Annotated in this window: 9 protein-coding genes and 1 pseudogene; 8 read left to right on the plus strand and 2 right to left on the minus strand. The window is 40.6% G+C overall.

Annotation, left to right across the window (positions count from 1 at the left end):
• Positions 1-630: TetR/AcrR family transcriptional regulator (locus tag EHQ58_RS07825; RefSeq protein ID WP_246047237.1), on the plus strand; the 630-nt coding region annotated here is incomplete at its 5' end.
• Between the two features lie 7 nt (positions 631-637).
• Positions 638-1,720 (plus strand): alkane 1-monooxygenase, encoded by a 1,083-nt coding sequence (locus EHQ58_RS07830; protein WP_135623335.1) that lies wholly within the window; start codon positions 638-640, stop codon positions 1,718-1,720.
• On the opposite strand, the gene EHQ58_RS07835 is transcribed toward EHQ58_RS07830, so the two are convergent.
• Complete coding sequence (locus EHQ58_RS07835) at positions 1,717-2,943, minus strand: hypothetical protein (RefSeq protein ID WP_135623336.1); 1,227 nt, start codon at positions 2,941-2,943, stop codon at positions 1,717-1,719. The two genes, EHQ58_RS07830 and EHQ58_RS07835, sit on opposite strands and share 4 nt — an antisense overlap.
• Positions 2,940-4,670 carry a DUF2339 domain-containing protein gene (locus EHQ58_RS07840; protein ID WP_135623337.1) on the minus strand — a complete coding sequence of 577 codons (1,731 nt, stop codon included), beginning with the start codon at positions 4,668-4,670 and terminating at the stop codon, positions 2,940-2,942. The genes EHQ58_RS07835 and EHQ58_RS07840 overlap by 4 nt, the downstream gene beginning before the upstream one ends.
• A 99-nt stretch (positions 4,671-4,769) precedes the next feature.
• Between EHQ58_RS07840 and EHQ58_RS07845 the strand changes: the two genes are divergently transcribed.
• From EHQ58_RS07845 to EHQ58_RS07875, 6 genes and pseudogenes are all read left to right on the plus strand, one after another.
• Positions 4,770-5,090 (plus strand): FHA domain-containing protein, encoded by a 321-nt coding sequence (locus EHQ58_RS07845; RefSeq protein WP_135623338.1) that lies wholly within the window; start codon positions 4,770-4,772, stop codon positions 5,088-5,090.
• A 31-nt stretch (positions 5,091-5,121) separates the two neighbouring features.
• Positions 5,122-5,706 (plus strand): annotated as a pseudogene (locus EHQ58_RS18910) (DUF1223 domain-containing protein).
• Positions 5,707-6,141: 435 nt separating this feature from the next.
• Positions 6,142-6,987, plus strand: coding sequence for a flagellin N-terminal helical domain-containing protein (locus EHQ58_RS07860; protein ID WP_135623340.1), 846 nt, complete (start codon positions 6,142-6,144; stop codon positions 6,985-6,987).
• Positions 6,988-7,189: 202 nt separating this feature from the next.
• Complete coding sequence (locus tag EHQ58_RS07865; protein WP_135623341.1) at positions 7,190-8,032, plus strand: flagellin N-terminal helical domain-containing protein; 843 nt, start codon at positions 7,190-7,192, stop codon at positions 8,030-8,032.
• 374 nt (positions 8,033-8,406) lie between these two features.
• Complete coding sequence (locus tag EHQ58_RS07870) at positions 8,407-10,566, plus strand: autotransporter outer membrane beta-barrel domain-containing protein (RefSeq protein ID WP_167883569.1); 2,160 nt, start codon at positions 8,407-8,409, stop codon at positions 10,564-10,566.
• Positions 10,567-10,701: 135 nt separating this feature from the next.
• Complete coding sequence (locus EHQ58_RS07875; protein WP_135623343.1) at positions 10,702-13,683, plus strand: VIT domain-containing protein; 2,982 nt, start codon at positions 10,702-10,704, stop codon at positions 13,681-13,683.
• The last annotated feature ends 161 nt before the right edge of the window (positions 13,684-13,844 follow it).

The following is a 13,844-nucleotide window of genomic DNA, read 5'->3' on the forward strand; positions in this document are numbered from 1 at the left end:
GAAACCATTGAAACGACCCAGCTCATAAACAAAAGAGAGAATGAACAGCGCATCCTAGTTCTAGAATTGCCAAAGATTGTAGACCATGTTCTTTACCGGGAGGAGCTTTTGAACAAGTCTCTGCCTGTTTTCGTGAGGAAGGGGGTGAGTGGGGTATCGATGCGGGATTTGGCTGGGGCATTAGAAATTTCGACAGGTACGCTTTACCATTACTTTCCCACGAAGGAAGTTCTCTTTACCTCCATGGTCCATTATATTGTGAAAAAGGATGCTCAGGAGATTGCTGCGATTTCTCAGTCGAGTGATGTACTCAATAATTTAATTCAATTTATTTCCGCAAAGGAAGACCATTTTAAAAACATCATTCTTCTGGCACTTGATGTAAAGAGGCATCATTCTCAATCTATGGAACTCACCCAAATTGTGGATGATTCTTGGAATTCTTATGTGGAGGAGTTAACTAAAATGTTTAGAACCGATCAGGTTCCCAATTCAGGCGAGGTATTCCTTTCCTTTTTTGTGGGAGCGCTGGTATTAAAATATTCAAAAAGCAAGGTTTTGTCTTGGTCAGAGCTTCTGGAAGGATTCGGTCAGATTTCTCATTTTATTGGAAATGTTAGTAAAGGTTAGGTGATATATGTCGACTTTAAAAAAGATTACGTTTTTAATTAGTTTTGTCCTCCCGGTGATAGTTGTTCTTACAAATTATTTAGGTGGAATGTTTCATTTAGTCATCCCTTTGACAGTATTTGTTTTTCTTCCTCTCCTTGATTTGGGTGTTGGTAAGGATACATCTAATCCTGGGGAAAAAGACTTCCTTTCCTTGCAAAATGATTATTATTACCGGGCTCTAACGATGATATGGGCTTTTGTTCAGCTTATCTTTATTATATGGGCTATTTTTGAAATTTCTACAAATAACTATTCTATTTGGGAGTTTCTGATGTTTGCCTTATCGGTTGGAATTGTTACAGGCGGAATTGGGATTACTGTCGGTCATGAACTTGGTCATAAAGCATCCAAATGGGAGCAGGGGCTTTCGAAGTTGATTTATATGACTGTCTGCTATATGCATTTTTTTATAGAGCATAATTTCGGTCACCATGTTCATGTTTCCACTCCTGGGGACAATGCTTCTTCAAAAAAAGGGCAAACATTCTACGCATTTTATGTGAAATCAGTGTTTGGTGGCTATCAGTCAGCTTGGAATATCGAGAAAAAAAAATTACAGAAACAAGGCTTACCTGCATTTCATTATAAGAATGAAATGATTTGGTATCAGGTAATCACGATCAGTTTTATTGGCTTTCTATTTACGTTAGGTTCGTTATATCGGGGAGCCATTGCTTGGGATGTCATTGTTTTTTTTCTCCTTCAGTCCATCATAGCCTTTACTTTGCTTGAGCTTACCAATTATATCGAACACTATGGATTGGAGAGAAAAGAACTTTTTCCCGGAAAATTTGAGAAGGTACTGCCTGTACATTCTTGGAATCAAAATTATTTAGTATCAAATGCTTTTCTATTTCAGTTGCAGAGACATTCCGATCACCATGCGAATGCGGGTCGAAGGTACCAGGCGCTTCGCCATTTCGAAGAGGCACCTCAACTTCCTTATGGATACGAAGTGATGATACTAATAGCCTTAGTCCCAACTCTTTGGTTTCGGATGATCGATCCGATTCTAGAGAGTTGGAGAGCCAAGGCTAAGTCGGCTTAGTTTTCGCCGGCAAATAATTTCGGCGATCCAAGAATTTTATAGGTTCGATATCCTAGGCCAAGTAAGATGAAGATACCCAAATAAAACAATCCATTGGCTACGTAACCAGAGATAGGTGGCTCAACGAGACTAAACCCAAAATCGGGATTCTCTATCGCGGGGCCAATAGATGCGTTCATTGCAGTCTCGTCCCGATCGTTTGGAAGAAGATTCGGATCAAAATCAGGATTTCTAGCGTATCGATTGCCGTAATAGAGTTTTAGAGTGTTGAATTCCACGTTCGGTAAATAGAATATTAATTCCTCCTTCGCTTGCAATTGTGTAAGATTCGTTAAATGCAAAGGAGGATTTTCTCCGTTTGTAATTGTAATACGATAGTTATTGCTGATCATTTGGTTTAATGATAAAAATAAATCAGGATCATCGGAATCAGAGTGCGAAACCTTGGCATCGAAAACGGTTTCCCATTGTTTTCCGTTTTTGAAATGTTCAATTTTTAAATCTCTTTCAAATTTTGATTCCTTAAAATATAATTTTAAATTTGAGAAAGGGGATCGGACTGGATTCTCGATAGAGTAAACTACTTTGTCCTCCGTTTTTATTCCTTCAACTTTTTCAATTTCTTTAGTGAAGTATGCATTGGATTGAATTTTTTCTCTCGTAGCCATTTCGAAACGAAAGTTGGAACCGACGGGATAAGTGATTCGAACAAATCTATGTTTGGTGGGACCAATCTTGATTCTATTTTGGGGTTGGTCGCTGTAAGTATAGACTAAGGATTCTGTAGAGAAGCTCATCGTATCAGGAGAAGCACCCGTTGAAACTTGCAGTGTCGCCTCCTCATTTCCCTCGCTGCTCGCAAGAATCGAAGTATAGACATGGTCTTTGGGTAGTTTTGGCAATTCTAGAACTAGGATGCGCTGTTCATTCTCTCTTTTGTTTATGAGCTGGGTCGTTTCAATGGTTTCTTCACTTTTATTTTTCAGGATTACATTTTTTCTAATATAGGGAATGGGAGTTCCATCTGCAATCAATCGAAGGTCTCCATAAAATGAATTTAAAAATATTTCCTCATCGAGAGAAAGTTTTGTGACTCGAGAGTTTTCTTCTCCTTTAGGAATATTTTTGATCGTAACCTCTTTCAGAAATTTATAGGTCTCTGCTTTAAAAGGGGAGGCAGGGAGCGAAAGAGAGAAGCAAACGAGAATTAAAAATCTGATCATATTTGGTCCTTTGTTTGAGAATTATTCTTTTTAGATCGATTGTAAATGATTCCAGTGAAGACAAGTGCCGCACCCAGTCCAAATCCAGCCAGTATGCGAGCGAGCGTACCCATATTCCAGAAATCATAAAGATACAGTTTGACTACCACCAAACTTAAACAAGCGAGACCGATTTTTCGTAAATCGGCATTTGGTCGTATGAAGCTGATGAGAGTAAAAATGAGGCCGTAGCCAGCTAGGAAAGATGTATATCCGAGCAACAAATATGGTTCTGGTATGTGGTAGTAAACATCTAGCCAACTTCCAATCAGTAGAACAGGAAACGCAGACCATTTGTATATTTCGCTCACGTGCAAGATGCCTTTTCCCATTCTGGAGAGTAAGAAAAGAAGTATGCTGGCAAATAAGAAAAGAAGGAAATAACCGTTGAACAAGAAGTATCCATCTTCACCTGGCCAGCGATTGGCGGCGATTAAATTAAAGATTCCGACAAACCAGAAGAGAAGGGCGCTCGTGTAGAGTGCGGCGATTCCTGCTCTAGCTCCGACAGCACTCAGTAAGATGGCGAAGGTGAGGACAACAAAAGAAAGAGATTTTCCTTCAAAACCATTTACGAGTGTCACGAGTAAAAAGAGCAAGCCGACAAGGCCGTTCGTAGAAGTAAACAGGGAGTCTTGAACATTCCGTTTCCGATTTTTTTCCCAAGTATTTAGTAAAAAAGAAAAATAGATGACAACCAGTCCGATGAGTAGGGCATTTTGATATCCTATAAAAAATACAGAGGATATATAATACCCTTGGAGATACACAAAAAAGAGAGATAAACCTACAGTGATGGTGGATAGAATCGTATCTTTTTGTGTTTGTCTAGGAACAAGAATGTGTTCTCGGACCAGATAAATGAGAAAGATTGAAACTTGGAAAAATAGAGGAATTTGCCAAGTGGATACTTCTAATTTATCATACGCCCAACCGCCAAACATAAGATGGTTTCCTGCGAGAAGGATGAGGGGTGTGATGCGCCATTTGGTTCTGGGCGAAATGGCTAGAAAAACCAAATTCCAGAGAAGAAGATAAATAAACAAAAACTGGTAGGAGTTTTCACCTGTGGAAAGTAAGGTGGGTACGAGAAAAGCACCAAGAATTCCAAATCCAAAAATAACTTCGCTAGAAAATAAAAAAGCAAATGTTACTGTAAGAAGAGAAAGTAAGACCAGACCCACAAATGCCAGTTCCATGGAGTATAGATCATAGGCAAAATACCCTAAGAAGTAGGATGTAAACGTGAGTGAGGCGCCTGTTCCAACAAGAGAAGGACCAATCAAAGGCCAATTTCGCAAAAGTCTTGTGCCTTGCAGGAATAAGACGATGCCAAAGAGAATGCCAAGCCAAATCCGCACTGATTCATTGATCCAGTATTCCTCAAAGGCAAGGTTGAGGAACCAAATCGCTCCGAGTAACATCGTGAGTAAGCCAAGTTTGATAAATAAATTTTCGCCCAGAAAGGATTCCCATTTCGAAAAAAATCCAGGTTTGCCAGCAGACGAGGCATCCGCTTCCACGGACAAAGGAACTGGTTTTGTTTCTAGTTTTTCTTGCCTGTAGGGGTTTACGTAAGTTGTCTTTGGATTTAACTTTTGAACTTCGGCTTTCAGCAGATTTAGCTCAGTTTCCAGAGCTTCCATCCTGCTATTGATCTGCGAGAGAGTTAAGGGCTTGTTTGCCATTTCGGAAATCTTTGGTCTCTTTTCCCATTTGCATAGACATTTTTAAAGGAAAACATGCTTTAAGGGTTCAGGCAAACCCGCCGAAACTAGTGATAGTAAATGGACTCTTTCGATAAATTACTCAAGACCAAAGGAAGTAAAACCTATCGTTTGCAATCCTTGGACGGTGAGGGGAATTGTCTAGATGAGTTTTCCTTCGATTCGGAGCTAGCCATTGGGCGAGCGCAAGGGGATTATATCGTTGAGGATCCGTCGGTAAGTCGTATCCACTGCGTCATTACGACTACGGCAGATACCATCAAAATTGAGGACCTAAATAGTAAAAATGGTGTTTTTGTAAGGATTACGGAACCCTATCAGCTGAAGCCTGGAGACCAGTTCCGGATCGGGAAAAAAATATTCCGGATCGTCGAGAAGTAAGTTTTTAAAAGGTTCCTGCCAGTTATTAGAGATTTATACTTCGGAAGGATGCTCCCCCTGTCCTCCGGCAGACGCATGGATTTCTTCCTTAAAAAATTCAGAGGATCTTTGGAAGAAAGTTGCTCTACTCTCGTTTCATGTCGATTACTGGGATTTTACTCGATGGAAGGATAAATTTGCACATAAAACACATGGTGCTCGACAAAGATATTACGCCAATCTGTGGCATTCTTCTACCGTTTATACTCCCGGGATCGTCTAACAGGGGAAAGAGTCGTATATCAATTCTAAGTTTCTCCCACTTAAGGGTAGGTTAAAAATCACTTGGATGCAGATCCAATTGAAAGTAGAAACAGTTTTAGTAGAACAAAACTTACAAATTTATTATGCCTGGTTGGGTAATGATCTCAAAAGTAAAGTGACGCGAGGCGAAAATTCTGGAAAAGATTTATACCATGACTTTGTTGTATTAAAATATGGCACCTTAGGCGCATTAGAGAACGGAAAAAATATAATATTTGTTATGCCGTCAAATTTACTAAAAAAACCAAATGCATTGGTGGTATGGTTGGAAGATCGTGGCGTCCCAAGAATTGCCGCGGGTAAATATTTATAACGCGAATGAAAGTATTTATACCAAATGCCACCTTAAAAGTAGATGAGAATTCATATGGATTGCTAGCTGCCTTGCTCTTTTGGTAAATGGAGCTACTATTTGGTGTTTTCCCTGAAAAATCTGACTTTATTGGAAAAAGGCTTAAGGAATTTTCAATTTCGTCGATCCTCGTATTAGGAAAAATTTACACTTTTTTTTAAAAAAAATAAAGTGCTAAAGTAACCAAAATAGCCCAAAAAACAGCAATATAATTCAAAATATTGTAAAAACATATCTAAATCGTCAGATTAATATCCCAACACCAACCTCCGACACTCTAAGGGAAGTAATATAGAATTTTGGGCGCGCAAGGGCCTAAAAACCAGACACAAAAAACCAGAGAGGGGGAAAGGATTCTCCCTCTTTATCGATCAACAAGTTTCAAGGAGGAAACCAATGATCATAAATCACAATATAGCCGCGATCAACTCCCACCGCGTGCTCAAATTCCAAAACGAAGAAGTTTCGAAAAACATGTCGAAACTCTCTTCAGGTCTCCGCATTAACAGCGCCGCTGACGATGCATCCGGACTTGCAGTCTCAGAAAAAATGAGATCTCAAGTGAATGGCCTTAGAATGGCTGAGCGAAACACCGAAGACGGTATGAGCATGATTCAGACAACTGAAGGTTTTCTTCAGGAATCGAATGATATCATCCAAAGAATTCGAGTGCTTGCGATTCAGTCGTCTAACGGTATCTACACAGACGAAGACAGGCAAACGATCCAAGTAGAAGTATCACAGCTCATCGATGAGGTGGACCGTATTGCTTCTCAAGCAGAGTTCAATAAAATGAACCTATTGCAAGGTGACTTTGCTCGTGGTTCTCGGGCGGCTTCTATGTGGTTTCACATAGGTCCAAACCAGCACCAAAGAGAAAGAGTATATATTGCGACAATGACATCCAAGTCTCTTGGAATGAAAGGTCAGAACAATATTCTCTTAACACTTTCTACGGCTGATAAAGCTAATGAAGCAATTGGAACATTGGACGAAGCATTACACAAGATTAGCAAACAAAGAGCTAACCTTGGTGCCTATTTCAACCGCATGGAGCACACTGCAAAGGGTCTCATGAATGCGTATGAAAATACACAAGCTTCTGAATCCAGGATCCGAGATGTTGATATGGCTGAAGAGACCGTTGCGTTCACTAAGAACCAGATTTTAATTCAATCTGGAACTGCCATGCTCGCGCAAGCAAACGTCAGACCACAGGGTGTTCTGTCTCTCCTTCGTTAAATTAGAAGAATCGCTTCATGCACTTTAGGTGAGGCGAGAGTATTTAAATAGAGGGTAGTGTAAACTTAGCAGTTGTAATATGATAATCGGCCGGCCTTCCCTGCCAGGTGGCAATGAGAAAGCTCATCCTTGACACCGGACAGGGATTGTCCGGCTAAGTGCAGCTAACTGTACTTGGTAATACACAAAGGAGTGTAGGCCAATGATTATCAATCACAACATGAGCGCGATACAATCGCATCGCTCACTCAAGTTTACACAATGGGATGTAGACAAGACCATGAGGAATTTGTCGACCGGCCAAAGGATCAACCAGGCTGGAGACGATGCTTCTGGACTTGCGGTTTCGGAAAAGTTGCGAACACAAATTCGCGGCTTGCGTCAGGCAGAAAGGAATACGGAAGATGGAATTAGTTTCATCTCGACTGCTGAGGGTTTCCTCAATCAGTCCTCTGACATCGTTCAGAGAATACGTACTCTCGCGATCCAGACAGCGAACGGGATCTACACCCCAGAGGACAGGCAGCTCGTGCAGGTAGAAGTATCTGCGCTAGTGGATGAGCTCGATCGAGTAGCTTCTCAAGCAGAGTTTAACAAGTTTAAACTGTTTGAAGGTGATTTCGCTCGAGGATCTAAGAAGGCGTCGATGTGGTTCCATATGGGAGCAAACTCTAACCAAAGAGAACGTTTCTACATTGGAACTATGACTGCAAAAGCTTTAAAAATGGGAAAGGGAGATATGTCTCTCTCTACACCAGGAAAAGCGGATGCGGCGATTGCTCTCGCGGATTTTGCCTTGACGAAGATCATGAAACAACGAGCAGACATGGGAGCCTACCAAAATAGACTCGAAAGTACTGCGAAAGGTCTCATGGGTGCATATGAGAATATGCAAGCATCCGAATCAAGGATCAGGGACGCGGATATGGCTGAAGAGATGGTTGCGTTTACCACGAAACAAATTCTGGTGCAAAGCGGTACGGCGATGCTCGCGCAATCAAATGTTAGGTCAAATTCGGTGATGCGCCTCTTATCTAACGTATAAGAACGCATTTCGGCACGAGTTGCCAATAGCATTGGCCCCTTTTCATGGAGCAATCCATAGAGAGGGGCTTTTTTCTATTGATAGTGTTTATCATATTTCTAAATTTTTTTATTTAAACTAGCTTTGCAGACTCAAAATTACATAAATAATTCAAAATAGAATGCTTGAATTTTCTTTGTACGGACATATATTTTATCTGAAAAGAGAATATGAAAAGTTTGGTGATTTCAATGTTAGAATTTAAACATCGCTTGATATCTATCTTACGAGTTGGGTTCGGAATTTTTTGTCTTCTTATCACATTGAGTCATTGTAGAACACCTGAGTTTTCAAACATTTGCGATACATCATCAAAAAAATTCATAGAATCGGTATTGATTAGTAAAATATTCAATAATTCTTATGTTCCTTGTGGTAAAAATGAATCCCCACCGAGAAGTAATAGTGCTGAAGTAGCTTCTGGCGTAACGGTTGCCGCTTCAAACGAATTATGGGTTACCAATGACACGGTCTCTGCTATAACCAAAGAAGGTGATCTTCTTTATGTTGGTGGAAGTTTTAACCTTATTGGTCCAAATACGGGATCTGCAGCACATATTGATCTTACGAGCGGAGAGATTGTTTCAAAATCGGCCTGTCCGTTTCCACAAAGCAATGGAACGATAAACACTGCTGTATCTGATGGGAACGGTGGATATTATATCGGCGGTCAATTTACGGTTGTTCAAGCGAAAGAAAGACAGAATTTGGCTCACATCAAACCAGACTGTACAGTCGACTCCGATTGGAATCCTGGGGCGGACAGCATTGTAAATTCCGTTGTTTTGGTCGGTTCAACGGTTTATGTAGGTGGTCATTTTATTTCCGTCGGTGGACAATCACGGAACCGTATTGCAGCCATTGATGCAACTACTGGTGTGGTTTCCTCTTGGAATCCAAATGCCAATGCTTTCATCAAAACGTTATTTGTCAATGGCTCTAACGTTTATGTAGGTGGAACTTTTACAACCATTGGTGGGCAAACTCGGAATCGAATCGCGGCAATCGATACTTCAACAGGTTTGGCGACATCTTGGGATCCGAATTCGAATAATGGCGTCGATTCGATCACTATAGATGGGTCGAGCGTATATGTTGGCGGTAGTTTTACTTCAATAGGCGGCCAGACTCGGAATCGTATCGCGGCATTAGACAAATCAACCGGTTTAGCCACATCCTGGAATCCTGATTCGAATAACGCGATCTATACGATTTTTGTAAATGGTTCCACAGTGTATGTTGGCGGGAATTTCACAACCATCGGAGGACAAACTAGGAACCGAATCGCGGCCTTAGACGCATCGACGGCTGCAGTCTCTTCTTGGGACCCGAACGCAAACAATCTTGTTTATAACATCAAAGTGAGTGGATCGAGTGTTTATGTTGGAGGATTGTTTACAACGATTGGGGGACAGACAAGAAATTATCTTTCGGAGTTAGATACTTCTTCCGGACTTGCCAAAAACTGGAATCCTAATGTAAGTTATGCTGTAAATACGCTAATTTTGGAATCATCGAAAATTTTTATTGCCGGGAGTTTCATCACTGTGGGAGCAACGGAACGCAGTAGAATTGCTGCTATCGATCTCTTGACTGGTCGAGTAACAGATTGGAACCCTTCTGCCGATGGAAATGTAACAAATATTAAGTTGAGTGGAACTACCGCCTATATATCGGGAGGATTTTCGAACATTGGTGGACAGACTAGAAATTATCTGGCAGCGCTTGATATAAATACAGGTCTTGCCACTTCTTGGAATCCAAATGCAGATTCTTCCGTATCTGAACTGGTTTTAAGCAATGGGTTGGCTTACGTTGGAGGCGAATTTACGAATGTCGGCGGGAGTACTAGAAATTACATCGCGGCCTTGGATCTTACCAGCGGACTTGTCACATCCTGGAATCCGAATGCAGATGGACCAGTAGCGAAGATCTTAGTAGGTGAGAGCACGATCTACGTTGGCGGTGAGTTTTCAAATATAGGAGGTTCCGCTAGGATCGGTTTAGCTGCCTTAAATACGACGTCAGGGCTCGCGACATCTTGGGATCCTGCAGTAGATAGTTTCGTTTCAGACCTCGTATTAGATGGTATTGTTTTATATGTAGCGGGAGAATTTTCTAGCGCGGGGGGGCAAACGAGGAATAGAATTGCTGCTTTAAATACAACGATAAATCTAAACAATGCCGAAACATGGAATCCAAATATCAGCGGGCTGCGTGTGCAAGTTATGGCAATAAAGGAATTCACGGTTTATGTCTGTGGAGACTTTTCAACGATCAATGGTCAAACTCGGTCCAATATTGGGGCAATCGATATCAGTTCAGGATCACCTACCTCTTGGTATCCTAGTGCAGTATACACCAGTTCTCCTCAGTATGGAGAAATCAAAGTGATTGATTCCAATATATACTTGGGAGGAAATTTTTCTACGTTAGGCGGTAAAACACAAAACAGACTAGCCGTGTTGGATGTGACTACGGGTCTCGCAAAATAATCTAATCAGGAATAGAATTATTTCTAATATATCAAAAACTCAATTTCAGATGGTTCTAGAAAATTGATTGAAGATGATAAAACATCTGAGATATTTTGTGAGTTAAGGATAAAGAAATTTCTGGAAGGTAACTCTATGTATCCCAATTCTATTGGAAAAATTCTATTGCTTTTGATAATTTTTTTAGTTTTTCCCGCAAATAAAAACTTAGAAAAAGAGAATATTCCGAACTCTCCCATTTCACTTACCTCATCCGACGGAGCTGGACTCATTCTTAAATCTTATGAATCGAATACGGTACTCGATGGATTTTTTTCTTTTACTGAAATCAAATTGACTTTTTATAATCCTGAGGACAGGCAAAGAGAAGGAAGGTTCAGGATCACACTTCCAGATAACGCACATTTAGCGAGATTCTCTATGCAAATCGCCGATAGGTGGCAGGAAGGAGAAGTTGTCGAGAGGGAGAAGGCAACTCGTGTTTATGAAGATTTTTTACATAGGAAACAGGACCCTGCTTTACTAGAAACGGATGCTGGTAATGAATTTAGTGCCCGCATCTTTCCCATCCCAGCAAAGTCTGAAAAAAAGCTCATTTTATCCTATTCGCAAGCCTTAGGGGGTTTCCCTCCTACTTTTACTTTGCCTCTCCTTGGCCTTCCCGAAATCGAGGATTTTGCACTTCGCGTGATGTTTGAAGATGAAGAATTTAAAGCAGAAGGTGCAGTAACGAATGGCAGCGAAGAATCTAAAGTTGTCAATCGTAAGGTTTTTTCCATAATCAAAAAGAATTTTAAGCCCAAACAAAATTATGTTTTTGAGCACAAAACCAAAGAAAATTTATTAACTACCTCAGGAAAGAATTTTGCTCTCAAATTGGTTCCCTATCCAGTTTCAAAAGAAAACAAAATTCCCTTAGAACAACTCGTAATACTTGTCGATACATCTGCTTCCGCTTACTTACATTTCAAAGATACGATTTCAAATCTAGAGTCTTTACTTGCAAAATTAGAGTTAAGAGAATCTTATATATTCGGTTTTGATACTTCGCTTTCTAGTTATGGCAAAGGAAAAGAAGGACTTCGGAAATTAAAAGAAAATGAGCCATTGGGTTCAAGTAATTTTAGTAAATCTATTGTTGAGCTGGGAAAAATCATAGGGGATCAGAGATTTCGTTTGTTAGTTGTTAGTGATTCTGTGCTGACCGCCGGAAAAATAGACAAAAAACAAATCGCTGAAGTTTTAAAGAAACAGACGTGGATTGAAAGACTTGATGTGGCCATTCCTTCCGCTTATAAAGACAAAGAAATGATCGAAACTTTAGTGACTTCAGGAAAAGAATCAGGTATTGCGATTCCTTTTCAGAGTGATACCAGTGAAATCATTAGAAGATTGAAATCGCCTGTCTCTTCTGTCCCACAAATTGATGTGGAGGATGTGAACTGGTTGTATATTGATAGTGTCACCTCACTCCAACCAGGAGATTCCATCATGGTTTTTGGAGAAACTAAGGAAGCACTTCTACCTGACAAATTGAAGGTGCTCGCTAATGGCAAAAAAATCAAAAATTTGAATGCTGTAACAACGGAACCCATTTTACTTGAACGTGAAGTAACTGCCGCTAGGATAGGTCGCCTTCTGTCGATTGCAGACAGCCAAAACAATGCGGATGTCGCAAAGGGGATGCGTTTGCAAGCGATCAACCTTTCCACAAGCTTCCGTATCCAATGCCCCCTCACATCCTTTCTCGTTTTAGAAACGGCAGAAGACTATGAAAGATTCCAAATTTCCCGAAATTCTTTAACTGATATTATGACAATAGGGTTAGGTGGAATAGAGGTCATCAATCGTAAGACACAGTTAGGATATGAATTTTTAAATCCCGAAAATATTGAAGTTCGCAAGCGAGAAAGAGAAGAACGGCTTCGCATTTTAAGGGAAAAAGAAAAAAAATCCCAAAGCGAAGGCGCCAAAGATGACGTAAAGAAGATGGAATCCGCTCCAAGCGTTTCAAACGATTTGGTCAGAAGTGAGGCGGAACTGAGTACACCTCTGACTGAGTCTGCCGAAGAGGCAAATATTGACTTTGATGAATCATTGCCACCTCCAAAGTCCGGAGAAGCAAGCGATGGCAATATACCCAACCGTAATACCTACCAAGTGAACTCACAACTGTCTGATCGGACTCGTCCACAAACGCCGGAAAAGCGAGAAAAGATTGAGCCATACCAAGGAAATCTTAAGGAATTTAATGTTTTATTTCGTGCAGGCGAAAATCTCAAAGCACTGAGTTTTGCAAGGGATTGGAGAAAAAATGCGCCTGACGATGTGCTTGCCTTACTTGCTATGGGCGATGCTTACTTTGCATTAGGTGACAGGAAAAATGCAGTAAGATCCTATACATCTTTTGTAGATTACTTTCCTAGACGCGCGGACATTCGACGTTGGGCTGGGGAAAAATTACTTTCCATCGGTATGTATGAGGATTCGATCGATACACTCTCGAAGGCGCTTGTCGAACGTCCTGACCATCCGAGTTCCTACCATCTACTCGCCATTGCTTATATCAAAACAGGTCAATGGAAAAAATCTTATAACGTGATCAGTCTCGGGTTAAATCAAAAATTCTCAAGTCGATTTCAATCCGTACATGACATTCTCTATGACGATTTAGATTTGCTCCTTACCATCTTAAAAAATACAGAGAAGGAAAAGGAGATCAAGGTAAACGAAGCACCATTGAAGTTGAAAGGGAAAACCCTTGGTCCAGAGATTCGATTCATTCTCGTTTGGGAAACGGATGCCAACGATGTTGATTTTCATATCTATGACAAAGACAACCACCATGCCTTTTACAGCGAAAAGAAACTTGCGTCAGGTGGAGAGCTCTATGCAGATCTCACGGGTGGATATGGACCTGAGTGTTTTAGGATCGTCAATCCGAAGGCCTTTCCTTACCGCTTAGAAGCCCATTATTATAGTAGAGGACCCATGGGATATGGAATGGGAGCGATGCAAGTGATTCGATTTGACGGAGATAAGAAAGTAGAGGTAGAAACGCGAAGTTTTGTGATTATGAACGATGGAGCGTATGTTGATTTGGGAAAAGTAAAGTAAAAAGATTTCCAGGAAGATTTTTACTCTTCCTGGAATAAAGTTTTCCAGAAGGCTTTACCTTAGTCGGTTTTAAAGTAAATACAAGTCTTGAAACTTGCTTTACCTGCTTCACTTGGTTCCATTGCTTTTTGTTTCCCATTTGATTCTCCCTTTTAATATAG

This window comes from Leptospira ognonensis (assembly GCF_004770745.1).
Lineage (GTDB): Bacteria > Spirochaetota > Leptospiria > Leptospirales > Leptospiraceae > Leptospira_A > Leptospira_A ognonensis.

Coding starts and splice junctions, on each gene's coding strand:
- EHQ58_RS07830 (WP_135623335.1), top strand. CDS start 638: ATGTCGACTTTAAAAAAGATTACGTTTTTAATTAGTTTTGTCCTCCCG.
- EHQ58_RS07835 (WP_135623336.1), bottom strand. CDS start 2,943: ATGATCAGATTTTTAATTCTCGTTTGCTTCTCTCTTTCGCTCCCTGCC.
- EHQ58_RS07840 (WP_135623337.1), bottom strand. CDS start 4,670: ATGGCAAACAAGCCCTTAACTCTCTCGCAGATCAATAGCAGGATGGAA.
- EHQ58_RS07845 (WP_135623338.1), top strand. CDS start 4,770: ATGGACTCTTTCGATAAATTACTCAAGACCAAAGGAAGTAAAACCTAT.
- EHQ58_RS07860 (WP_135623340.1), top strand. CDS start 6,142: ATGATCATAAATCACAATATAGCCGCGATCAACTCCCACCGCGTGCTC.
- EHQ58_RS07865 (WP_135623341.1), top strand. CDS start 7,190: ATGATTATCAATCACAACATGAGCGCGATACAATCGCATCGCTCACTC.
- EHQ58_RS07875 (WP_135623343.1), top strand. CDS start 10,702: ATGTATCCCAATTCTATTGGAAAAATTCTATTGCTTTTGATAATTTTT.